The organism is Bowmanella denitrificans, assembly GCF_039522935.1.
GTDB classification, from domain to species: domain Bacteria; phylum Pseudomonadota; class Gammaproteobacteria; order Enterobacterales; family Alteromonadaceae; genus Bowmanella; species Bowmanella denitrificans.
On the sequence record NZ_BAAAEI010000023.1, the window covers coordinates 100,335 to 122,198 of the forward strand.

Genomic DNA, 21,864 nt, shown 5'->3' on the forward strand with positions numbered 1-21,864 from the left:
AGAATAAGGATGTTTTTACATAATCTGGGTTTTGAATGGCGGTACTTTACCCGTCAGCCGTCTTTTATTGTCACTTGTCTGGTGTTTTTCCTGTTGCCGTTTCTGGCTATGACTATCGACAATGTGCAAATTGGTGGTAGCGCCAATACCAACTTTAACAGCCCGCAAACCATCGCGGTGATGACCCTGATCCTCGGGGTGTTCGCCATGTTTCTGGTGGTAAATTTTATCGCTAATACCGCTTTGCGTAATGAGCAGAGCCAGATGCTGGAAATTGTCAGCAGTAAGCCGCTCAAATTGCTCGGCTACCAGAGTGGGCGCTTCCTTGGCAGCTACCTGGTCTGTGTTACGGTATTTGCCATGGTACCGCTGGGCATTTTTATCGGCAGTCTGATGCCCTGGCTGGACAGCGAACGTATCGGTGCTAACCAGGTGAGTTACTACCTGACGCCGTTTCTGACCTTTTCCCTGACCAGTTTGCTGATGATGGCGGCTCTGTTTTATGCGGCGGCGTTAAGGTTCCGCTCTGTGGTGGCGGTTTACCTTACAGCAGTGGCGCTGTTTATTCTGTATATTATCTCCGGACGCTTACTGGATGAGCCTGAATACCGCGTGCTGGCGGCGTTGTCTGATCCTTACGGGCTGCGTGCTTTTAGTGACGTCAGTCGTTACTGGACTCCTTTTGAACGTAATACCCAGGTGGTGGGACTGGAAGGCGTGGTACTGCAAAACCGCTTGATCTGGCTGACAGTGGCTCTGCTGATATTGGGCTTGTTTGGCGGATTGCACAAACCATTGAGCCTGCCATCGCGTGGTGGCAAAAAAGCCACTAAGGCGGATAAATTTACGCCACCGCTAGCCAATCGCATTGATTACAAACCCTCGTCCAGCGTTGGGTTGGCACATTTTAGCGCCCGCACTGGCTTTGAAATTCGCCAGGTGCTGAAAAGCCCGGCCTTCTTCGTGTTACTGGCCTTTTCTTCCTTTAGTCTGATCAGCGATTTCTTTGACCCGGCAGCCTTATACGATGCGCCTAACTGGCCCCTGACCCAGGATATGCTCAATCTGATCCAGGACAGTTTCTCATTGCTGCTGGTGATTGTGGTGACCTGGTACAGTGCCGAAGCCGTGTGGCGCGAGCGCAGTGTTGGTATGGGGGATATTGTCGATGCCATGCCGGTATTTAATCTGCATTTCTGGTTGTCGAAGCTGTTGGCCGTGTGTCTGGTGATTTTACTGCTGTTATTTGGTGGGGCGTTGGTGACCATGGCCTATCAATTGATAAAGGGGATGGACGACCTGGAGCTGGGGCAATATCTGGTCACCATTTTGGGCTTCCAGGCCCCGACCTGGCTGTTGCTTACCGCTCTGGCGTTCTTTCTGCAGGCCATCAGCCCGAACAAATATGTGGGGATGTTGCTGTTTGTGGCTTATTTCTTTATCTCTCTTGGCCTGGGGGAGATTGGACTGGAGCATAGCCTGTTTAATTATGCCGCCGCACCGTCCCTGCAATACTCTGATATGAACGGTTATGGCTGGTTTGTCACCAGTCAGCTTTGGTTTATGGGCTATTGGTTGAGTCTGGCGGTGATCCTCGGGGTGGTCAGTTACGGTTTATGGCAGCGTGGTCCGCAGATGGGGCTGAAGTTCAAGTTGCAGGCGTTGCCGCTGGTGTTGGGGAAAACCGCCCGTGCTGTGCTGGCCGCGGCACTATTGGTGTTTGTCGGACTGGGCAGCGGCATTTACTACAACACTGTGGTGTTGAATACCTATCTGACCAGCGAGCAGGGCGAAGATCTGCAGGAGCGCTATGAGCGCGACTTCGGCCACCTGGAAGATGCGGATATTCCTGCCGTGACCGCGGTGGAAGCCAAGGTGGATATCTTCGCAAACCAGCGTCGCATTGAGGCTAGCGCTGAATTGGTGCTGACCAATAAAACCGATCAGGTGATAGACGCCATGCTGGTGAACTTGCCCCAATACAGCCCCAGCTATCGTCTGCAGATTGAAGGGGGAGAACTGGGAGAGGTAGATAAAGCCCTGAACCTGGCCAGCTTTACCTTCACCAAACCGATGCAGCCAGGCGAGCAGCGTACAGGTAAGGTTGAGGTGGTACGCCAGATAGTGGGGTTTGAAGACGGCAGTGGCGACCCTACGTTGGTGAAAAACGGTACCTTTATCAACAATTATGAGCTGTTTGGCCAGTTTGGCTTTGCACCCGAGCGTAAGTTAAGTGACAAGCATGAGCGCCGTAAACGCGATTTACCTGAGTTGCAGCGCGCTTATCCACTGGAAGACAGCCGTCATTATGCTGACAGTTTCTTTGGTAAAGGCGTGGGACTGATTGACTTTGCCGTCACTCTGTCCACCGACGCAGAGCAAACCGCCATTGCCCCGGGCTATCTGACCCGCCAGTGGCAGGATAATGGCCGACAGTATTTTCGCTACGAAATGGACAGTCCGATGGTCAATTTCTATAGCCTGATGTCGGCACGGCTGGCGGTAAAAAAACAGCAGTACAAGGGTATTGATATCGAGGTTTACTATCATCCGGCCCACCACTGGAACGTGGACAGGATGATGGAATCGGTACGCGATTCACTGGACTATTTCACTGAGGCTTTTGGCCCATACCAGCACCGGCAGATGCGTATTATTGAGTTTCCTGGTTATCGTTCTTTTGCCCAGAGTTTTGCCAATACCGTGCCTTACTCGGAGCGAATCGGGTTTATCAGTGATCTGCGCGATCCGGAGCATATTGACCCTGTGTACTATGTGACGGCCCACGAAGTAGCGCACCAGTGGTGGGGACATCAGGTGGGGGCGGCGAATGTGCAGGGCAGTGCCATTATTTCCGAAACCTTGTCACAGTACAGTGCGCTGATGGTGATGCAGCACAAATACGGCGAGGCTAAAACCCGTACTTTCCTGACCTATGAGCTGGATCGGTATCTGCGCGGCCGCACCCAGGAACTGATTGAGGAAATGCCGCTGGCCCGCGCCGAAGGCCAGAATTATATACATTATCGCAAGGGCTCGGTGGTGATGATGGCGCTTAAGCAAGCCATGGGCGAAGCGCAACTTAACGCTGCACTTAAGCAGATGGTGCAGAAGTGGGGCGGCCGGGACGATCGATATCCTACCACCCTGGATCTGATGGCGGAGTTAAAGGCCAAGGCCGATGAGCCCACTCAACAGTTGATTGATACCCTGTTTAAGCAAATCAGCTTGTATGAATTACAGGCCACCGACGCCAAGCTCAGCGAGGCTGAACAGGGCTTTAGCGTGACGCTGAATGTCAAAGCCGCCCACTATGTGGCTGACGGTCAGGGCGAAGAGCAAGAACAGCCTATGCAACAGTTGGTGGACATTATGCTGTTTAAAGGCGATCCGGATGATTTTGGTCAGCAAAGTCAGATAGTCTACCGTGGCAAGCATTTGCTCAAGTCTGGTGAAAACCAGGTGGTGCTGCAGGTGGATACTGAGCCTGACTATGCCGGGGTAGACCCGCTGGTCACCCTGATTGACAGAGATACCGACAACAATATTATTCGCATCAGCCGTTAAGCCTATGCAGGCCGCGCGCTGTGTGCGGCCTGTCTTTATTCGTTACTTTCAGACTGAAAAAACGCAACCCTTCTGCCTACTTTCATAATATCTATGGCATTGATTGAGAACGTCTTTTTCCGTTTTAATCTGGCACTGTACTTTCAAAGGGGCAGCGCCGCACGCAGTTGGTAGCAGTTGCCCCATCAGCTGCGGAAAAAACCATGACAAAGATGAATGCCTTGTGTCGCTGGCTTTGTTGCATAGCTTTGGTATCACCACAAGCCATGGCGCAGGCCCCGTCTGTAGGGCTGCACACCCTGGCGGACTTTCCTGTTGGGGTGGCGGTGCCGATTGACCCCTGGCCAAACAGTGTACTGCAAAGCCCGCAGCGCCAAGCATTGGTAGAGCAGCACTTTTCCAGCCTGACTGCTGAAAACGGCATGAAAATGGCTTACCTGCAACCCGAGCCTGGTCAGTTTGAGTTTGGCGCCGCCGATGCCCTGTTGGCGTATGCCAAAGCGCATGGATTGATACTGCATGGCCATGCTCTGGTATGGCATACCCAGGCTGCGCCCTGGATGGATGCCCATCAGGGGCCGGCCGGCAGTTTTACCGAGATACTGGATGCGCATATTCAGACAGTGGCTGAACATTTTGCCGGGCAGGTACACAGTTGGGATGTAGTCAACGAAGCCTTTACCGATGACAGCCCCAGTGCATATCGCTCCACCATCTGGTTGGACAATATAGGCCCCGGCTACATTGAACGGGCATTTCGTCTGGCCCGGGCCGCCGATCCCAGTGCCGAGCTTTATTACAATGATTACAACATCAGCGGTGCGCTGCCCGCCAAACTGGAGCGGGTGCTGGCGATGCTGGACGACTTTCTGGCCCGTGGTGTGCCGATTGATGGTCTGGGCTTTCAGGTACATATCGACACCGACTCTCCGTCACTTTCCGCCATGTATGATGCCTTTGCCAGTGCGGCAAAACGGGGTGTTAAAGTGCGTATTTCCGAGCTGGATATTGCTGTTAATCAATCAGAGCAATATCGCGCCTTAACCCCCGAACTGGCGCGCCTCCAGGCCGAGCGTTATCGACAGGTGGTGCAGGTTTATCTGCAGGCCGTGCCGCCGGCGCAACGCGGTGGTATCACCTTGTGGGGGCTGACCGATGGCGACAGTTGGATCCCCGGTTTTAAGCAGCGCCCGGACTGGCCGCTTTTGTTTGACGATAGCTTTGCTGCCAAGCCTGCTTTGGCGGGGATGGCCAACGGACTGAGGGGACAGCCATGAGATGCCGTATAACACTTGCCAGTTTGATGTTGACGCTGGGATTGCTGGGGTGCTCTGAACCGCCCGCCTTGTCGGCACCATCACCGGAGCCGCAAGCCAGTTTCCTGTGGTTTGAATACCAGGGCATGGACGAGGTGTTTGACGCTCCGCTGGCCCTAGATCGTTATCAAAACCCGGTGGCGGCTGGCTTCTTCCCCGACCCCAGTATTACCCGCAAAGGGCAGGACTACTATATGGCAGTATCTTCGTTTGCCTATACGCCTGGGGTTCCGATTCTGCATAGCCGTGACCTGGTGAACTGGCAATTGCTTGGCCATGCCCTGACCCGACCATCGCAACTGGACGTGGCGGGAGCCAGGGTATCCAGGGGGATTTTTGCGCCAACCCTGAGATACCACGACGGTCTGTTTTATATGATTACCACCCTGGTAGATAAGGGCGGTAATTTCTTTGTTACCGCCAGCGATCCTGCTGGCCCCTGGTCAGATCCGGTTTGGCTGCCGGAACTGGATGGTATTGACCCCGATATCTTTTTTGACGATGACGGCCGGGTGTTTATTGCCCACAATGGCCCGCCGCCGGGCGAACCTTTATATGAGGGGCACCGGGCCATCTGGTTGTGGGAGTTTGACCCCAAGTCGCAAAAGATTAAGGCCGATAGCGGCAGAATCATTGTCAACGGCGGCGTGGATCTGAGCAAACAACCTATCTGGATAGAGGCACCGCACCTGTACAAAATCAATGGTTGGTACTACTTGCTGTGTGCCGAAGGCGGCACCGCCGATGAGCATTCCGAGGTGGTATTTCGCAGCCACAGCCTGGACCTGCCTTTTAGGCCCTACAAAGGTAATCCCATACTGACCCAGCGCGATCTGGATCCGGCCAGACCTGCCCCTATCACCACTGCCGGGCATGCGGACATAGTACAAACGCCCCAGGGGCAGTGGTGGGCGGTGTTCCTGGCCACCCGCGCCTATGCACAGCGTTTCTACAACAGTGGTCGTGAAACCTTTTTGCTACCGGTGAGCTGGCAGGATGACTGGCCACATATTTTACCCGCTGGGCAAGCTATTGATTATCGGCCACAAAAACCGGATGGATTGGCAAACAGCCCGGTGGATGAAGCGCTGACCGGCAACTTCACCTGGCGGGATGAGTTTGACCAGCCCTCGCTTAGTCTGCACTGGAGCCAGCTACGCGATTTTAGTAGCCATTGGTGGCATATCCATAAGGGCAAGTTGTTGGTGAAGCCACAGACTGGCAGGCTAAATAGTGCTGAATCACTTAGCTTTATCGGCCGTCGGCAGCAGCATATGCATTACCGGGTCAGCACGGCACTAAACTTGTCCTCGACAGGCTTCTCGGCCGGACTGACGGCTTTTCAGAACGAACAATACCACTACTATCTTGGCGCTCGTCGTGTCGCACAAGGCATGCAGGTGTTTTTAGAGCAAGCTGCAGGGGATGACGGACAAGTGATAGTAACAACGCTGCTGGAAGTGCCCGCAAACGGCGACATTAACCTGGCCATTGAGGGCGATAAAGACAGCATCCGCTTTTCTTACCAACTGGGCGAACAGGCCTGGCAACCACTGGGCGGTACATTTGATGGCAAACTGCTGAGCACCCAGGTAGCAGGGGGCTTTGTTGGCACCATGCTGGGGGTGCATAGCCGTCTTGAACCTGTGGAGCCAGGGGTATGAAATTTCTGTCTGTCATGCTGGCGCTGACCGGGCTGTTGACTGCGCCACTTAGCGCGGCTGACTGGCTAACTGAACAACCTGATGCAAGCGCATTTACCCTGGTAGGGGCCAACAGCCAGGCGCGTCTGTATATCGATAAGGAAGCCTTGCCGGGCGTGCAACGGGCTGCCCACAATCTGGTCAGTGATATTGCCAAGGTCACAGGTAAAACACTGCTATTGGGGCAGCAAACTCAAAGTGAACAGCTAGTGATTATTGGCAGCCTTGGGCACAGCGCAGTGCTGGATCGTCTGATCGCCGAGGGCAAGCTGGATGTCAGTGCTATCGAAGGGCGCTGGGAAGCCTATCAGATTAAAACCCTGCAGCAGCCGTTGCCTGGGGTGAAACAGGCTTTGGTGATTGCCGGCAGCGACAAGCGCGGTGCTATTTATGGGGTGTATAGCCTGTCTGAAGCCATTGGCGTTTCGCCCTGGTATTGGTGGGCCGATGTGCCGGTGAAACGCAAGTCCAGTCTCTATGTTCAGGCCTCTGCGGCGATGGTGGATGCGCCGAAGGTGAAATACCGCGGTATTTTTCTTAACGATGAAGCGCCCGCCTTAACTAACTGGGTGAAAGAAAAATTTGGCGACTACAACGCCCAGTTTTATGTACATGTGTTTGAACTGCTGCTGCGCTTGAAAGCCAATTATATGTGGCCGGCTATGTGGAATAACGCCTTTGCCGATGATGACCCCAGCAACGCGCTGCTGGCGGATGAAATGGGTATCGTAATGGGCACCTCTCATCATGAGCCCATGATGCGCGCGGACAAGGAATGGAACCGCTATGGCGAAGGGCCCTGGGAGTATTCCACCAATCGTGACAATATCTATCGCTTCTGGCAACAGGGAGCGCAGCGGCATAAGCAATTGGAAAGTCTGTTTACCCTGGGCATGCGCGGCCAGGAAGACGAACCCATGAGCGAAGGCGAAAATATCGGCCTGCTGGAACAGATTGTGGCGGATCAGCGTCAGATCCTGTCTGACACCTTCACTGATGATATTCGTCAGGTGCCGCAGGTATGGGCTTTGTATAAAGAGGTGCAGGGCTTTTATGAACGAGGTATGCGGGTGCCCGATGATGTGACCCTGCTGTGGGCCGACGATAATTTTGGCAATATCCGCCGCCTGCCAACCGCAGAAGAGCGCAAGCGCAGCGGTGGGGCCGGGGTGTATTATCATTTCGATTATGTTGGCGGGCCGCGCTCTTACCGCTGGATTAACACCGTTCCTATTGCCAAAATCTGGGAGCAGATGCATCTGGCCTGGCAATATCAGGCGGATCGCATCTGGATAGTCAATGTCGGCGATCTCAAGCCCATGGAGTTGCCCACCGACTTCTTTCTGCGTATGGCCTGGAACCCCACTGCTTTTAGCGCCGCCACTCAGGCCGCTTTCAGCAAGCAGTGGGCCAGCCAGCAATTTGGCCCTGAATACGCAGCGGATATTGCCCGCATCCTCGATGGCTATATCCGCCACAATGGCAGGCGTAAACCCGAGGCGGTTGAGGCTGATACCTACAGTATTTTGCATTACAACGAAGCCGGGCGGGTGTCGACTGAGCTTAAGGCCTTAGCAGAGTTAAACCAGCAGGTGGAAAAGGCACTGCCGCCAGTTTACCAGGACAGCTATTTTCAACTGGTGGCCTATCCGCTGTTGGCCACTCAGGCGGTGTTTGAACTTAACCATAACCTGGCCCTTAACCGCCTGCACGGCAAGCAGGGGCGTGTGACCACCAATGACTATGCCAACCAGGTACGTTATTGGTTTAACCGCGATCAGCAACTGTCCGGGCAATATCACCAACTGGCTGATGGGCGCTGGAAGCATATGATGTCGCAGCCGCATATCGGTTATACCTACTGGCGTAATCCACCGGCTAACCTGATGCCGGTGGTGTCCACTTATGCACCGGCCGCAGAGCCGGTGGCCGATATGGGCGTGGCGGTGCAGGGCAGTGAATTGTCCTGGCCACTCAATGAACCCTTGGGGCAGGATTTGGCATTGCCGGATTTCACCCTGTACGGTCAGCAGCAGCGCTATATTGAGATATTCAATAAACAACTTAAACCTTTTACCTTTAACGCGGCGACGTCAGCGCCCTGGATAAGATTAAGTCAGACAACGGGCGATGTTAATCAACAGCAGCGCATTTGGGTCAGTATTGACTGGCAAGGTTTGAGCGAGGGAACGCATCAGGGCTGGGTGCACGTGCAAGGAACAGGGTGGGGGGGCGCACGTATTCTGGTAAAGGCCAGCAAAACCCCGCAGGCAGTAAAAGGTAACTTTGTGGAGGCCGATGGCTATATTTCCTTACAAGCATCCGATGCCACAATTTACGGCAATCATGCTCGCGCCTGGTGGGCACCCATCCCTGGTCATGGTTATGCAGGGCAGTCGGTGTCTGCATCTGCTCACGCCGATTATGTCTGGCAGAAGGACGAACCTGCCCCCTACCTGGAATTTCCCTTGTACTTATTCAGTCAGGGACAGTTTGATTTGCATCTGTGGCTGGCACCCAGCCTGGGGTTTGTGCCTGGCCGCGGCCTGCGGCTGGCGGTGGGGCTGGACGACCAGGTGCCGCAAACCCTGGATATCCTGTCTGATAGCAGTCAGCAAGCCTGGCAGCAATCTGTGCTGGACGGGCTGCGCAAAGTCACCACCCGTATCCATATGACCCAAGCGGGTCAGCACAAACTGCGTCTATATCTGCGCGATCCAGGGGTGGTATTGCAAAAGCTGATAGTGGATACCGGTGGTCTGCAACCCAGCTATTTGGGGCCACCTGCCAGTCTTTACATCAGGTAGTGTGGTGCTACCTGAAAGTGCTTGAAAACGTTTGCATATTTTTCTTTCTGTTCAATATCTGTTATTCGTGCTACACGGCTTATTTTCATTTTAGTAACAAACTGCTGGTGGGCAGTTTTCTGGTGAAATAACGGCATAACCTATTGAAAAATATTTGCTAAATGCTGTTGTTCTTTCAGCTTTGTCGCAAGCTCATTGTGTTTTTTAACATCCTGGTTTTTAAAATCTTGTAACTGAAAACGTTTTCATCTAAGGTTTGTGTTGCTGAATTGTTAAAAAAAGATAGCGAGTAACGTTTTTTTGCAAAATCAAAACACCCGGCTCGCCACTACAATCGCAGACAGAAATAACAATTCGGCCGGGTACTAGCTGGTGCTCCGGCCAGCGGGAACAGACCGACGCATACACAAGCTGAAGGGGTGTGGCAGGTATTAACCTGTGCGCATAGAAGGCGTTGGTTCACTCAATAAAGGCAAAGTGGGAACAACAACATGAACAAAGTAACAGTGTTTAACCGAACCACCCTGGCCAGCAGTATTTCGTTACTGCTGGGCACATCCCTGTCCATGCCGTTACTGGCGCAGGAGACGGCGGCGCAGGATGATGGCTCTGTGGAAGTTATTCAGGTCAGTGGTATGCGCTCCAGTCTGCAGCAAGCAACCAGCATTAAACGCCATTCCATGGGAGTGGTGGATGCCATTTCGGCCGAAGATATCGGCAAATTCCCAGATACCAATCTGGCAGAGTCCCTGCAGCGTATCAGTGGCGTATCGATTAGCCGTACTAATGGCGAAGGGTCTGAAGTCACTGTGCGGGGTTTTGGTGGTGACAATAACATGGTGACGCTTAACGGCCGTACCATGCCTGCTGCCACCACCTATGGGGCAGGCTCCGGTGCCGATGGCACCACCCGTGGGGGCAGTACCCGCGCCTTCGATTTTGCTAATCTGGCCTCTGAGTCGATTAAATCAGTAGAAGTGTTTAAGACCAGTAAGGCCGATATCACCACTGGTGGTCTGGGTGCGACCTTGAATATCATCACCGCCAAACCATTGGACAGTGAGGGCTTTGTGGCCAGTGCCGGTGTTAAAGCTGTACATGACACCACCAACCGCACCGGGGATGATTTGACCCCGGAACTGTCCGGTATTATGAGCTATGCCAATGACGAATCCACTTTTGGGGTGGGCTTGTCTTTCAGCCATCAAGAGCGAGATTCTGGCTATACCGGCGCGACGGTCAATGCCTGGAATATCGGCTACTGGGATGACAGTAATCCAGGTGGTGATTTGTATGGCAACCCTGGCGTGGACTACCGTAATGCGCCGCAGGATGGCCAATTATTTGCCCGCCCAAATGATATTCGTTATGCCTTCTCCAATACCCAACGGGTGCGGGATAACGCGCAACTTACCTTACAGTTTCGTCCCAATGATGCCCTGACCGCAGCAGTGGACTATACCTTTGCCGAAAATGAACTCAAAGAGCAGCGCGGTGAGATCACCAACTGGGTGCAGGGCGGTGGAAATACCCGTATTGTGGAATTTGACGACAGCGCCGTGAAAACTCCTGTGTATATTATGCAAGAGTATGATGGTGGGGTGGACGAAGGTTATGAACAGCAGTGGCGCGAACAGACCAATACGCTTAAATCACTGGGTCTCAACCTGCAATACAATGTGAGTGACTATTTCTCGCTAACTCTGGATGCGCACGACTCTGAAATGTACAGCCGTGGCACCGGCCCTCGCAATACGGGGGAGCTGGCCGTGGGCCTGGGCGCGCCCACCGTGGTATCCCGCGAATGGTTCTGGGGTATGGATCTGCCAACCTATAAGAACGTTTATGACGACAGTATTCGCGGCGCCAATAACAATGGGCAGGTGGATGCCGGTGATGTGGGCTCGTCTGTGGCGCGTTTACGTAACGCCAGCCAGAAGACCGAAATTTCACAGGTGAAACTGGATGGTCAATATGTGCTGGAAGACGGGCGCTTTGATTTTGGTGTGGAGCTGCGCACTATGGAATCCCGCTCCATGCAAACTGCTGGCCGCAATATAGATAACTTGGGCGGATGGGGTATTGCCTTCCCCGGTGAATTCGATGCTTATGGCCTGATCCAGCCTTTTGACCTGCCCGGAGAGTTTGACGATTACGATACTATGCCGGGAGGCTACGGTTTTATTGCCGATGCCAGAGCATTGTATGATGCGGCGCTGGAGCTATACCCTAATGCCAATCCTGCTCTGCCCACCGCCTCAGAGACGGCCTTATCCTTTGACAATACGGTGAAAGAAGAAACCCAGGCGGTGTATTTCCAGGTAGCATTAGGCGGCGAGCTGGGCGGTATGCCATTTGACGTACTCACTGGCTTGCGCTACGAAAAAACCGATGTAACGTCCACCTCGTTAGTAAACCCGGTGTATTTCTCCTGGGACAGTAATGATGATGTGAACCCGCATCCAGGCACAGGCGCGGAGCCTACCTCACTGGACAGTGACTACGATTACCTGCTCCCCAGCCTGGATTTCAGCCTGGATATTACTGAGGATCTTAAAGGCCGGTTCTCTTTCGGCAAAACCATTGGCCGGGCGGGCTTGGGTGACCTGGGCGTGTCGTACGGTAATTTTGGCGGCGGGGGCGGTTCCACCTTGCTTGGCGCGCAACCTACGGCCGATGGTTCCAACCCTGGTCTGCTACCACTGGAGTCGTCCAACTATGATCTGTCGCTTGAGTGGTACTACAGCCCGGACAGTTATGCCTCTATTGGTCTATTTCAGAAAAACGTCATCAACTTTATCGGTCGTCGGCAAGTAGATCAGAAGATTTTAGGGATTCGTGATGTGACCGGGGGGCCAAGAGCCCAGGCGGCCATGGATGCACTCAATGATCTGGGGGTACTGGTCGACAACACCTCGCTGTTTACCATGATGGTCATTCTGAATAATCCAACAGACTTCCCTGGTGGTGCAGGTGATTACAATAATCTGTCGCCACAGGACATCATAGATATTGAACGTGACTATGATCTGCTGGCCAACGAGTCGGATCCTGAAACGACCTTCCGTACCAGTATCCCGGATAACAGCCGCGAAGCCAAACTGTATGGTGCCGAGCTGGCGATTCAGCATTTCTTCGGGGATAGCGGTTTTGGTGTGCAAGCCAACTACACCATAGTACGCGGTGATGTAGGGTTTGACAGTGAAGCCGATCCGGATCAGGACCAGTTTGCACTGCTGGGCCTAAGTGACACGGCCAACCTGATTGCCATGTATGAGAAAGAGGGCTGGCAGGCCAGGGTTGCCTGGAACTGGCGGGATAAATACCTGGCTGAGGTGAATAAGGGCGCGGATCGCAACCCAAGATTCGTCGAAGCTTATTGGCAGATAGATGTGAATGTCAGTTATGACATCAGTGAGGACCTGACCGTGTTTGTGGAAGGCTTGAATATCACTGGTGAGAATGACCGGCAGCACGCCCGTAATGAAGCGCAGCTTTGGTATCTGACCGATTTAGGAGCGCGCTATCAGATTGGTGCCCGTTACGCATTCTAAAAGCAGGTGTCCTGTTATGACCTGAAATGTAAGAGCCGCTGGTAACAGCGGCTCTTGTCTGTTTGCGGTGCTGTACATTTGTTCGCCAGTACAGGCATAGTGGGGATACACAGGTTAAGTTGTTCAGGGGATAGTATTATTTATGCCGCAACATGTTTTGCTTAACAATATCAGTCATCAACAGACCCGGGTGTTGCACCGGTTTGCCGCGGAGTATGGTGACAATCTGGCCAGTGTGCCGGTGATGCCCAATGAATTTACCGAACTGCAAAAGGAATATCCGCTGCTGTTTCGTCGCCAGCAACCCAATGGTCCTTATCAGGCTCTGGCATTGTTAGGATTTGAAGCCGGCGAGAACCTGTTTCTGGAGCCGCAGTTGCCTTCAGGCTGGGCGGCCAGACAGATACCGGCGATGTTAGAGCGGGGACCATTTTTGATTGGTATGCAGCATCGCCAGGAAGACGGCCAGCATCAGGAGGTGGCGGTTATCCATATCGATATGGACCACCCTAAGGTTAACCAGCCGCAAGGCAGGGCGCTGTTTCTGGAATACGGTGGCAACAGCCCTTATCTGGAGTTTGTGTCAGCATGTTTAACCCAGCTCCATCAGGGCATGGCCATAGCGCCGCGACTTTATGCCTTAATCGAGGAACTGGATTTATTTGAGTCCATCAATATTGATATTGAACTGCACAGCGGCGAAAAACTGCGCCTGACCGGCTATGCCACCATCAGCGAACAGCGCCTGGCACAGTTGGATGCGCAAAAGTTACATGGCTTACACCAGGCTGGCGCTTTGCCACTCTGCTATGCGGCCATGGCTTCTCTTAGTAATATTCGGCAATTGATAGACAAGAAAAATCAGCGCCTGGGCCAGGCCGGCAAGGGGGCCTGATGCACGTCGACTATGCGCCTGTGCCCGTTATTAACAACCTGCCTCCTGGTCAGTTACCTGCAGATTTAAGTGGCTTTAGCCAGCCCGTGGTGTTTAAGGGATTAGTCAGTCACTGGAAATTGGTAGTGCTAGGCAGGCAGTCCAGCGAAGAAGCCGTGGCTTATCTTAAATCGTTTTATAACGGTAATCCGGCCTTTGTTTATCAGGGCGAGCCGGGGCTTGACGGTCGTTACGGCTATAACGACGATTTTACCCGGCTTAATTATGAAACCAGCCGCTTGGCGCTGGATGAGGTGCTGGACAGGCTGCTGGCCTGTCGGCAAACCGCCAACCCACCAAGTTACTATATTGCTTCCAATGTTATTGATTACAACTTCCCGGGCCTGAGCGCCGATAACCATTTAGACATACCCGTCAGGCCATCGCCGCAAGCCTGTGAACCGCCGGTGCCCAGTCTCTGGATAGGCAATCGCTCTGTGGCCCGCTGTCACTATGATGCCTCAGACAATATTGCCTGTGTGGTGTTGGGGCGGCGGCGTTTTACCTTGTTTCCGCCGGATCAGATCGCCAACCTCTACCCGGGGCCGCTCACGCCAACTCCCGGTGGGCAGGCCATCACCTCGGTGGATATTCATCAGCCGGACCTTGGCCGCTTTCCACGCTTTGCCGAAGCCATCAAAGTCGGACTCAGTGTCGAGCTGGAGCCGGGGGATGCTATCTATATTCCCAGTATGTGGTGGCATCAGGTGGAAGGGCTGGACAGTGTCAACATTCTGATCAACTACTGGTGGAGCGATGCGGCAAAATTTATGGGCTCGGCCATGAATGTGCTGCAGCATGCCATGCTGAGTCTGCGTGATAAACCAGCCCATGAAAAAGCAGCCTGGAAGCAGGTATTTGACTATTACGTGTTTGGCGATAGTCAGTTGCCACGAGCCCATCTGCCGGAGCAAGCCTGGGGGGACTTAGGGCCCATGACGGAGCTAAGCTCCAGGCAATTGCGCGCCAGGCTTATTAATAAACTCAACAGATAGGAACAGCCGTGCAGCAGGTTAAAAAAGTGGTAATTGCAGGAGGAGGAACAGCCGGATGGGTGACGGCCGCTGCCTTGTCCAAACAGTTGGCCAATCTGGTAGACGTGACGCTAGTGGAGTCGGAAGAGATCGGCACCGTGGGGGTAGGGGAAGCAACCATTCCGCCCATGCTGGTGTTTCATAAATTGCTGGGTATTGATGAACAGGCTTTTATGCGTGCAACCCACGCCACCTTCAAGTTAGGCATCAGTTTTGAAGGTTGGGGAGATATTGGGGAACGTTATATTCATCCCTTTGGCACGACTGGCAAGGGCAGCTTTCTGGCTGATTTTCAACATTACTGGCTGCATGGAAAGACGCTCGGAATCGATTACGCTATTGATGACTATTGCTATGAATTGCAGGCCGCCGAGGCTGGGCGTTTTGCCCGCTCCGACAGTTCCAGCATCAGTTATGCTTATCATCTTGATGCTGGTCGCTACGCCAAATTTTTACGTGAATTCAGTGAGCAGCATGGGGCCAGGCGAATCGAAGGACGCATCGCCAGGGTAGAGCAGGATCCCGACAGCCAACATATCCGTGCCTTGGTGCTGGCCAGCGGCCAGCGGGTGGAAGGGGATCTGTTTATCGATTGTAGCGGTTTTCGAGGCTTGTTGATTGAACAGACCCTGCAAACCGGTTATGAAAACTGGCAGCATTGGCTGCCTTGCGACAGTGCGGTGGTAGTGCAGACTGAATCCGCCGACACGCTGCCACCCTATACGCGTGCCATGGCCCATGACAGTGGCTGGCAGTGGCGCATTCCCTTGCAGCACAGGGTGGGTAATGGTCTGGTCTATAGCAGCGCTCACCTGGATGACGATAGTGCCCGTGAACGGCTGATGACCAATCTGGAGACCGCGCCACTCACCGAGCCACGCTTGATTCGTTATCAAACCGGTCGGCGTAAGCAGTTCTGGAATAAAAACTGTATTGCCATGGGCTTATCCAGTGGTTTTGTGGAACCCCTTGAATCCACCAGTATCTATCTGTTTATGAATGCGGTGGTGCGGCTGCTGAAACTGTTTCCCTTTAATGGCATGCAGAGCGCACAGGTGGATGAGTACAACAGGCAGTCCATTGTTGAACTGGAAAAAATCCGCGACTTTATTATTTTGCATTACCATCTGACCCGCCGTGATGACAGTGCGTTCTGGCGTTACTGCCGGACCATGGCCATTCCCGATAGTCTGGCACAGCGCATGGCGCTGTTCCATGAATGTGGCCAATGTTTTCAAAGCAGTGATGAATTGTTCAGGTTGGAGTCCTGGGTACATGTGATGCTGGGCCAGGGGCTGATGCCGCAGGGCTATAATCAACTGGTGGCGGCCGTGCCGGAAGCGCAGCTACGTCAGCATCTGCAGGGCATTCGTCAGACCATTGGGCAAGTGGTGGGTAAACTGCCCCCACATCAGGAATTTATCCGCCGTTACTGCCAGGCTGAAAAAAACTAGCTTATTGGCTCAGGCAGAGAGATTGGCAGGCGATTGGTGATAGTTTTGGGTTTGGCAAGACTGCGCTACTATTGTGGAATAAGGGAAAATATAGAGGGAACTTATATGCATCTGGTGCTGGCAATTCTTGGCGTAGTCGTCACTATATTAGTCTTGCTTAATCGCCTGCAACAAGGTGGCATTGACCTTGGTTGGTTGAATCCTTTCAGTTGGCATAGGCGCAGAAAATTCCGGCAGGAATATACGTTGTCCGCAGCCTATACCCTGGACAACCCGATGGATGTTGCGGCTTTGTTTATCGTTGGTGTGGCCAAACTAAATGGGGATATGAGTAAGGAGCAGAAGCAACGGATTCTGTCGTTGTTTCAGTCAGAGTTCCATCTTAGTGAGCAAGCCTCAGTGGAATTGTTAAGTGCCTCTGTGCATTTGTACGGCAGGGGGGATGAGGTACTGAACTATCCAGACAAAGTGCTGCACCGCAGTAAAAGTGCGTTTTCAACTGAACAGATTCAATCCGTGGTGTTTATGATGAATGAAGTGGCGAAGGTGGAAGGTCAGCCAAATGAGGCACAGCATAAGCTTATTGAAGGATTCGAACAATGTTTTCCCAAACTGGTAAAAGCCAGTTGGTAATGTCTGTTGGTTTGACGAGAAGATGGAGTGGTTTGCGATTGATTTAGGGGATGCCATGCTGGCACAAGGCCGGCTGACTGAGCTGGAACGCCAACTCGGCCTGGCCTGGCTTGGGGCCGGTCAGCCGGATACTATGCTGGCTGGCGTGGTAAGCCGCTCGCAGGGATTGCATTGTCTGACCACGCTGTTTTTAAGTGGCCCGCTGCAGCGCTTAGTGGCACTGCCTGATGCTGTACCTTGCCAGCATTTACCCGCCGATGTTCAGCCGCTAATCGGCAATTGGCCCAATATGGCCTGCTAGCCACTACCAGAGCCTACCCCGAATCACTGGAAAAACACCAGATACACTCTCGCAAAGCCGCTGAGAGCGCTAAGGTCAGAAGCATTTTAATCCAAAACTTTGCGTGTTCTCTGTGCCTTTGTGGTGAAAATTGATCTGCGCAAAGCATAAGAAAACCACAGAGGCACAGAGATCACAGAGTGGTTTAAGGTATTGTCACTGCGCGCCTGTCTTTGCGCCTTAGCGTCACTGCGAGAAGTATTTCATTCTCAGCCAAAGGCCTTTCTGACAGAGCCGCTGAGTTTGCCAGCAGAAGATCCAGAAATCTCGGTGGAATCTCCGTGCTCTTCGTGTCTCTGTGGTGACAATTATCTGCGCAAAGCATAAGAAAACCGCAGAGACACAGAGATCACAGAGTGGTTTAAGATATCGTTGCTGCAGAGCTATTCTTTGTGCCTTAGCGTCACTGTGAGAGGCATCAAGTAACAGCCGATATTTTCCAGTGAATCACAGTAACTCAGCGTGGGGTTTAAAGTTCAGGCCGCAGCGGCGGATAAAATCACCGAGGGTGGCCATTTCCTGCTGATAGGCCCTCAGGTCTGCAGGCTGCTGTAAAGGCCGGTTGGGGAAGATACCGTAACCGGCCAGCATACAAGCCCAGGACTTAGGCTGATAACTGCCGATTAAATTATGCTTGAGCATATCGCCAGCAAAATCCGGGCTATGATGCCAAAGGGTCAGGATCTGCTTTAAGTTGTCGGAGATCTGTTGATTGGCGGCATTGTCCCGCCAGTAGTCAGTGTCGGCGCGGCGGTTCATCTTGTAGTGACAGACAATATAATCACGAATACCGTCAAAGCGGCCGTTAATATTTTGGTTAAAAGCCTGCTGATATTGGTGGCTAAACTGACTTTGTTCAAAACACTGAATAAACTGCGCGATAGTATTAAATGACAAGGCAATGGCCGTGGCTTCAAGGGGTTCGATAAAGCCCTGGGATAAGCCAACCGCCAGACAGTTTTTATGCCAGTGCTTATCAACCCGGCCAACCCGCATGGCTAAATGCCTGGCCTCTACATCGGCGTCCAGCAAGCCTAAGTGCTGCCTTAACTCCGTCTCGGCCTGGTCGGCATTGATATAGCCGGTGCTGTATACATAGCCGTTGCCGAAGCGGTTTGTCAGTGGAATTTTCCAGGCCCAGCCGTTGGACAGGGCAATGGAGCGGGTTTCTACCGGCAATACCTGGGGGGCGGCGCTTGGCATCACTACTGCGGCGTCATTAAATAAACTGTCTTTATAACTGCGAAAACCGACGTTCAGGGATTTTTGCAGCAGTAGCGCCTGAAATCCCGAGCAATCAATAAAAAAGTCAGCGGCTAACTGCCGGCCATCGTTAAGCTGCACATAACTGAGGTTGCCAACCTGATCCAGGGTAGCCTCAGCAACATGACCAATCAGCCGGGTCACCCCTTTGGCCTGTGCCTGTTCGGCCAAAAACTGGCCGAGCCGGGCCGAATCAAAATGGTAACCGTAGGCCATGCCAAACGGAAAAGACTCGGCGGGCAAAGGGCCCAAATGCTGCCGGGTCAGATAGGTTTCGAGAAAATACCGATCCGGGTGCGCATCTACGTTCAGGCCCTGCATTCTGGCGCGGATATGTTTAAAGAACAAAGGCAGGGTGAAGACATCGTCTGTTTGTGCGGCAAAGGGATGAAAGTAAGATTCAAAGCCGGCAAGGCTCGACCAGTTGTCAAAGCTGATGCCATTTTTATAGGTGGCATTGCAGCGCGGCATCCATTGCTCGTCGCTGACGCCAATAGTATCAAAGAACAGTTTTAAGTGCGGGGTGCTGCCTTCGCCCACGCCTATAATGCCGATGTCCTCGGACTCTACCAGGGTGATTTCAACATCCTGCCATTTGCTGACCAGCAGATTGGCCGCCATCCAGCCAGCGGTGCCCCCGCCGACAATCAGGATTTTATTGGGTTTGCTGTTTGTCATCCTGGCGCTGCGCCCCTTTATTTTTGTAGTTTTCGGATAAAGTAATCTTTGATGGCCCGAATATAGTCGGGCGACAATTTACCCAGTATATGTTGCTGCTGCGCTGGAATGTAGGCGCAAGGATCGACCCCCTGTTTAAATAAGTAGTGGTCAAACATACAGCGCCAGGCATTGCGCTGTTTGGGGGTGAGATCGCGCATGGCCAGTAAAGCCAGGTTTAAACTGTCGATAGCACTGGGGGACACCGCATCCGGTGCTGATGAACCGTTCCACCAGTAATTCATCAGGGCATTGACCTTGTCCAGTGATTCCACATGGTGCCACCACAGCATAGGTATAAAGATGGCATCGCCCGGCCCAAGCTCGGCACTGTAGGCTGCGTCACGGGCATGTTGAAACAATGGATAACGCCCGAGGTCGGGATTGTCCACATCCACCAGACTGGTGGGGGCGCCAGCCGGGGTAAAGTTAAGGGGACCAGGATATAAATGACAGGTCTGCTCGGGGGGAAACAGGATAAAGCGCCGCCGACCGGTAACCACGCAGGCCAGATTGTCTGAGCCATCGTAATGGGTGCTGACAATACCTTGATTACCTACCCATAGCCGGGGTTCGAGATCAGGAAAATAATCGCTGCGGTTTTCCTCGGCCAGCCCCGGCAGGATCTCGCTGAGCCTGGCATTTTGCATGGAGATGGCCGGATACACTGATCTGTCCATCAGCTCTAGTAGTCGGCCTAAAAACAGATCAACGCGCTCTTCACCACTTAAGTAATTAACGTCGGTCATCTGCGCATTGTAATAAAAACGCTTATTGGCCGATGGCGGCGCTACCACCATTCTGGCCTTGTTGCCCTGATAAAATTTAAGTAAGTGATTAACAAAGCTTTGCGGTCCTTGTTGTGCTGAGATTACCAGCGGCCATTTTTGGGCAAAGCCGCGGATAATCAGCGGCTGTTGTTCAGGGGCAAGCTGATTAAAAAATTGCTCTGCGCTTAACGAAGAATATTCCGCAATGGCTTTGTACTTATGCATATCTCTACTTCTTGCCTGATTCATCCTTTGCCTGAAGTTTGTCTGCGAGCCGGACAATGGGTCTGAAGGTAGTCATGGTGGCTTGGCATTTTTTGCACCTCTGCGCGGATCTGCTGCCGGTTTTCATCAAGTAATCTGACCAGATCCTGACGGTTAAAGGCATCCAGCAAGGGGTGGTATTTGTTGGGGCGAATCTTCACGCCTTCTAAAATGGCGTACCAACTGTCGCAGCTAAAGAACTGGCCGCTGCTATGCGGTATTTGCCCGCGCTGCTTAAACAGGGCTATCTTGCTGGCCAGGGTCTCTGGCACCGGCATATCCTGGCACCAGCGCCACAAGGTACTGTCCTGTCGTTTGGAGGTGCAGTAATGCAGAATGATAAAATCGCGGATTTCCTGATAATCCTGATCAATTTTCAGATTGAAACCGTCTTGCACATCCTGGTCGAAATCCCTATCGGGAAAGTGCTGAATAAAGTGCACCAGGGTTTTATACACCAGGTGAATAGCCGTGGACTCCAGCGGCTCCAGGAATCCCCCAGCCAGCCCCAGGGCCAAACAGTTGCGCTGCCAGATCTTGTTGCGTTTACCCGTTACAAAGGGAATCACGCTGGGCTGATTAAGGACTTTTCCGGTTACCGTGCTTAGCAAGGTATCTATGGCTTCCTCGTCGCTGCAGAATTGGCTGGCATATACATAGCCGTTGCCGGTTCTGTGCTGCAGGGGAATGGCCCAGCTCCAGCCAGCCTGACGGGCCGTTGCCACAGTATAAGGTACCGGTGGCGCCTGATTTTCCGTTTGTATGGTCACGGCGCGATTGCAAGGCAGGTAGTGGGACCAGTCCTGATAGCCCACCTGCAGGGCCTGCTCGATAAGCAGTCCCTTAAACCCCGTGCAGTCGATAAAAAAATCGCTGCTAAGATTGCTGCCGTCATCCAGGGTCAGGCTTTGAATAAAGGACCTTTGGTCAACTATCACCTCTTTGACGGTGGCTTCGATTCGATTAACGCCGCGTGTCAGGCAAAGCTGGCGCAAAAAACGGGCAAGCTGAATGGCATCCAGATGCAGGGCGTGAGCATAGCTGGCTTGTACCCAGTTATTGGGATGCTGGGGACGCAGCATAAAACGCTGCTGCTCGGCCATAGTGGCTGCCGGGGAATAATCCAGCCAGTTTGAATCCTGGCCATCTGCTAATGATTTCAACCAGGCCTGATAAAAATCAAAGCCATTAATATCTTTACCGGTGCGACCAAATGGGTGGAAAAATTCCTCGCCAGGAACGGACCAGTCTGCAAAGCGAATACCCAGTTTAAAACTGGCGGATGTGGCCTGAATCAGGTCCTTCAGATTAATCTGACTGGCTTGGATAAAATCCATGATGGACGGCACGGTGGACTCGCCCACCCCGATACTGGCGATATCGGCGGACTCCACCAAGGTTAATTTTATGCCGCTGCCCCGTAACACAGTACAAAGCAAGGTCGCAGCCATCCAGCCAGCGGTGCCGCCACCGACAATACAGATGGATCTTAAGGCGTTTTGCATAAT

Annotated in this window: 13 protein-coding genes; 10 read left to right on the top strand and 3 right to left on the bottom strand. The window is 52.9% G+C overall.

The genetic code is table 11. From position 1 onward, the window contains the following. Nucleotides 1-9 precede the first annotated feature (9 nt). The 10 genes from ABD028_RS18155 (at nt 10) to ABD028_RS18200 (ending at nt 17,303) form a co-directional block, all read left to right on the top strand. On the top strand, nt 10-3,567 hold the full coding sequence (locus ABD028_RS18155; RefSeq protein WP_343846823.1) for an ABC transporter permease/M1 family aminopeptidase: 3,558 nt from the start codon (nt 10-12) through the stop codon (nt 3,565-3,567). A gap of 203 nt (nt 3,568-3,770) precedes the next feature. Continuing rightward, entirely contained in the window at nt 3,771-4,844 is a 1,074-nt protein-coding gene (locus tag ABD028_RS18160; protein WP_343846825.1) for an endo-1,4-beta-xylanase, read from the top strand. Next, on the top strand, nt 4,841-6,547 hold the full coding sequence (locus tag ABD028_RS18165) for a glycoside hydrolase family 43 protein (RefSeq protein WP_343846827.1): 1,707 nt from the start codon (nt 4,841-4,843) through the stop codon (nt 6,545-6,547). The genes ABD028_RS18160 and ABD028_RS18165 overlap by 4 nt, the downstream gene beginning before the upstream one ends. After that, nucleotides 6,544-9,393: a glycosyl hydrolase 115 family protein gene (locus tag ABD028_RS18170; RefSeq protein ID WP_343846829.1), complete on the top strand. Its 2,850-nt coding sequence runs from the start codon at nt 6,544-6,546 to the stop codon at nt 9,391-9,393. The genes ABD028_RS18165 and ABD028_RS18170 overlap by 4 nt, the downstream gene beginning before the upstream one ends. 491 nt (nt 9,394-9,884) lie before the next feature. Continuing rightward, nucleotides 9,885-12,947 carry a TonB-dependent receptor gene (locus ABD028_RS18175; RefSeq protein ID WP_343846831.1) on the top strand — a complete coding sequence of 1,021 codons (3,063 nt, stop codon included), beginning with the start codon at nt 9,885-9,887 and terminating at the stop codon, nt 12,945-12,947. Nucleotides 12,948-13,089: 142 nt separating this feature from the next. Next, nucleotides 13,090-13,842, top strand: a complete 753-nt coding sequence (locus ABD028_RS18180; RefSeq protein WP_343846833.1) for a SapC family protein — start codon at nt 13,090-13,092, stop codon at nt 13,840-13,842. After that, the gene (locus ABD028_RS18185; RefSeq protein WP_343846835.1) at nt 13,842-14,876 is read left to right on the top strand and encodes a cupin-like domain-containing protein; all 1,035 of its coding nucleotides are present in this window, start codon (nt 13,842-13,844) and stop codon (nt 14,874-14,876) included. The genes ABD028_RS18180 and ABD028_RS18185 overlap by 1 nt, the downstream gene beginning before the upstream one ends. Nucleotides 14,877-14,884: 8 nt before the next feature. Then, entirely contained in the window at nt 14,885-16,369 is a 1,485-nt protein-coding gene (locus ABD028_RS18190; RefSeq protein ID WP_343846837.1) for a tryptophan halogenase family protein, read from the top strand. Between the two features lie 105 nt (nt 16,370-16,474). Then, the gene (locus ABD028_RS18195; RefSeq protein ID WP_343846839.1) at nt 16,475-17,002 is read left to right on the top strand and encodes a TerB family tellurite resistance protein; all 528 of its coding nucleotides are present in this window, start codon (nt 16,475-16,477) and stop codon (nt 17,000-17,002) included. A gap of 22 nt (nt 17,003-17,024) precedes the next feature. Beyond that, nucleotides 17,025-17,303 (top strand): hypothetical protein, encoded by a 279-nt coding sequence (locus ABD028_RS18200; protein ID WP_343846841.1) that lies wholly within the window; start codon nt 17,025-17,027, stop codon nt 17,301-17,303. Between the two features lie 486 nt (nt 17,304-17,789). On the opposite strand, the gene ABD028_RS18205 is transcribed toward ABD028_RS18200, so the two are convergent. Genes ABD028_RS18205 through ABD028_RS18215 form a run of 3 tightly spaced genes read right to left on the bottom strand, consistent with a single transcriptional unit; the run spans nt 17,790 to nt 21,861 of the window. Continuing rightward, a complete protein-coding gene (locus ABD028_RS18205) occupies nt 17,790-19,283 on the bottom strand; it encodes a tryptophan halogenase family protein (RefSeq protein WP_343846843.1) in 1,494 nt (497 codons plus the stop codon). 17 nt (nt 19,284-19,300) lie between these two features. Next, complete coding sequence (locus ABD028_RS18210; RefSeq protein ID WP_343846845.1) at nt 19,301-20,317, bottom strand: cupin-like domain-containing protein; 1,017 nt, start codon at nt 20,315-20,317, stop codon at nt 19,301-19,303. Nucleotides 20,318-20,337: 20 nt separating this feature from the next. Further along, nucleotides 20,338-21,861: a tryptophan halogenase family protein gene (locus ABD028_RS18215; protein ID WP_343846847.1), complete on the bottom strand. Its 1,524-nt coding sequence runs from the start codon at nt 21,859-21,861 to the stop codon at nt 20,338-20,340. Nucleotides 21,862-21,864: the final 3 nt, after the last annotated feature.

What these genes read in the sequence shown, in the direction of transcription:
- ABD028_RS18195 (WP_343846839.1), top strand. Translation starts at nt 16,475, where the DNA reads ATGCATCTGGTGCTGGCAATTCTTGGCGTAGTCGTCACTATATTAGTC.
- ABD028_RS18165 (WP_343846827.1), top strand. Translation starts at nt 4,841, where the DNA reads ATGAGATGCCGTATAACACTTGCCAGTTTGATGTTGACGCTGGGATTG.
- ABD028_RS18200 (WP_343846841.1), top strand. Translation starts at nt 17,025, where the DNA reads ATGGAGTGGTTTGCGATTGATTTAGGGGATGCCATGCTGGCACAAGGC.
- ABD028_RS18185 (WP_343846835.1), top strand. Translation starts at nt 13,842, where the DNA reads ATGCACGTCGACTATGCGCCTGTGCCCGTTATTAACAACCTGCCTCCT.
- ABD028_RS18180 (WP_343846833.1), top strand. Translation starts at nt 13,090, where the DNA reads ATGCCGCAACATGTTTTGCTTAACAATATCAGTCATCAACAGACCCGG.
- ABD028_RS18215 (WP_343846847.1), bottom strand. Translation starts at nt 21,861, where the DNA reads ATGCAAAACGCCTTAAGATCCATCTGTATTGTCGGTGGCGGCACCGCT.
- ABD028_RS18205 (WP_343846843.1), bottom strand. Translation starts at nt 19,283, where the DNA reads ATGACAAACAGCAAACCCAATAAAATCCTGATTGTCGGCGGGGGCACC.
- ABD028_RS18170 (WP_343846829.1), top strand. Translation starts at nt 6,544, where the DNA reads ATGAAATTTCTGTCTGTCATGCTGGCGCTGACCGGGCTGTTGACTGCG.
- ABD028_RS18175 (WP_343846831.1), top strand. Translation starts at nt 9,885, where the DNA reads ATGAACAAAGTAACAGTGTTTAACCGAACCACCCTGGCCAGCAGTATT.
- ABD028_RS18160 (WP_343846825.1), top strand. Translation starts at nt 3,771, where the DNA reads ATGACAAAGATGAATGCCTTGTGTCGCTGGCTTTGTTGCATAGCTTTG.
- ABD028_RS18210 (WP_343846845.1), bottom strand. Translation starts at nt 20,317, where the DNA reads ATGCATAAGTACAAAGCCATTGCGGAATATTCTTCGTTAAGCGCAGAG.
- ABD028_RS18155 (WP_343846823.1), top strand. Translation starts at nt 10, where the DNA reads ATGTTTTTACATAATCTGGGTTTTGAATGGCGGTACTTTACCCGTCAG.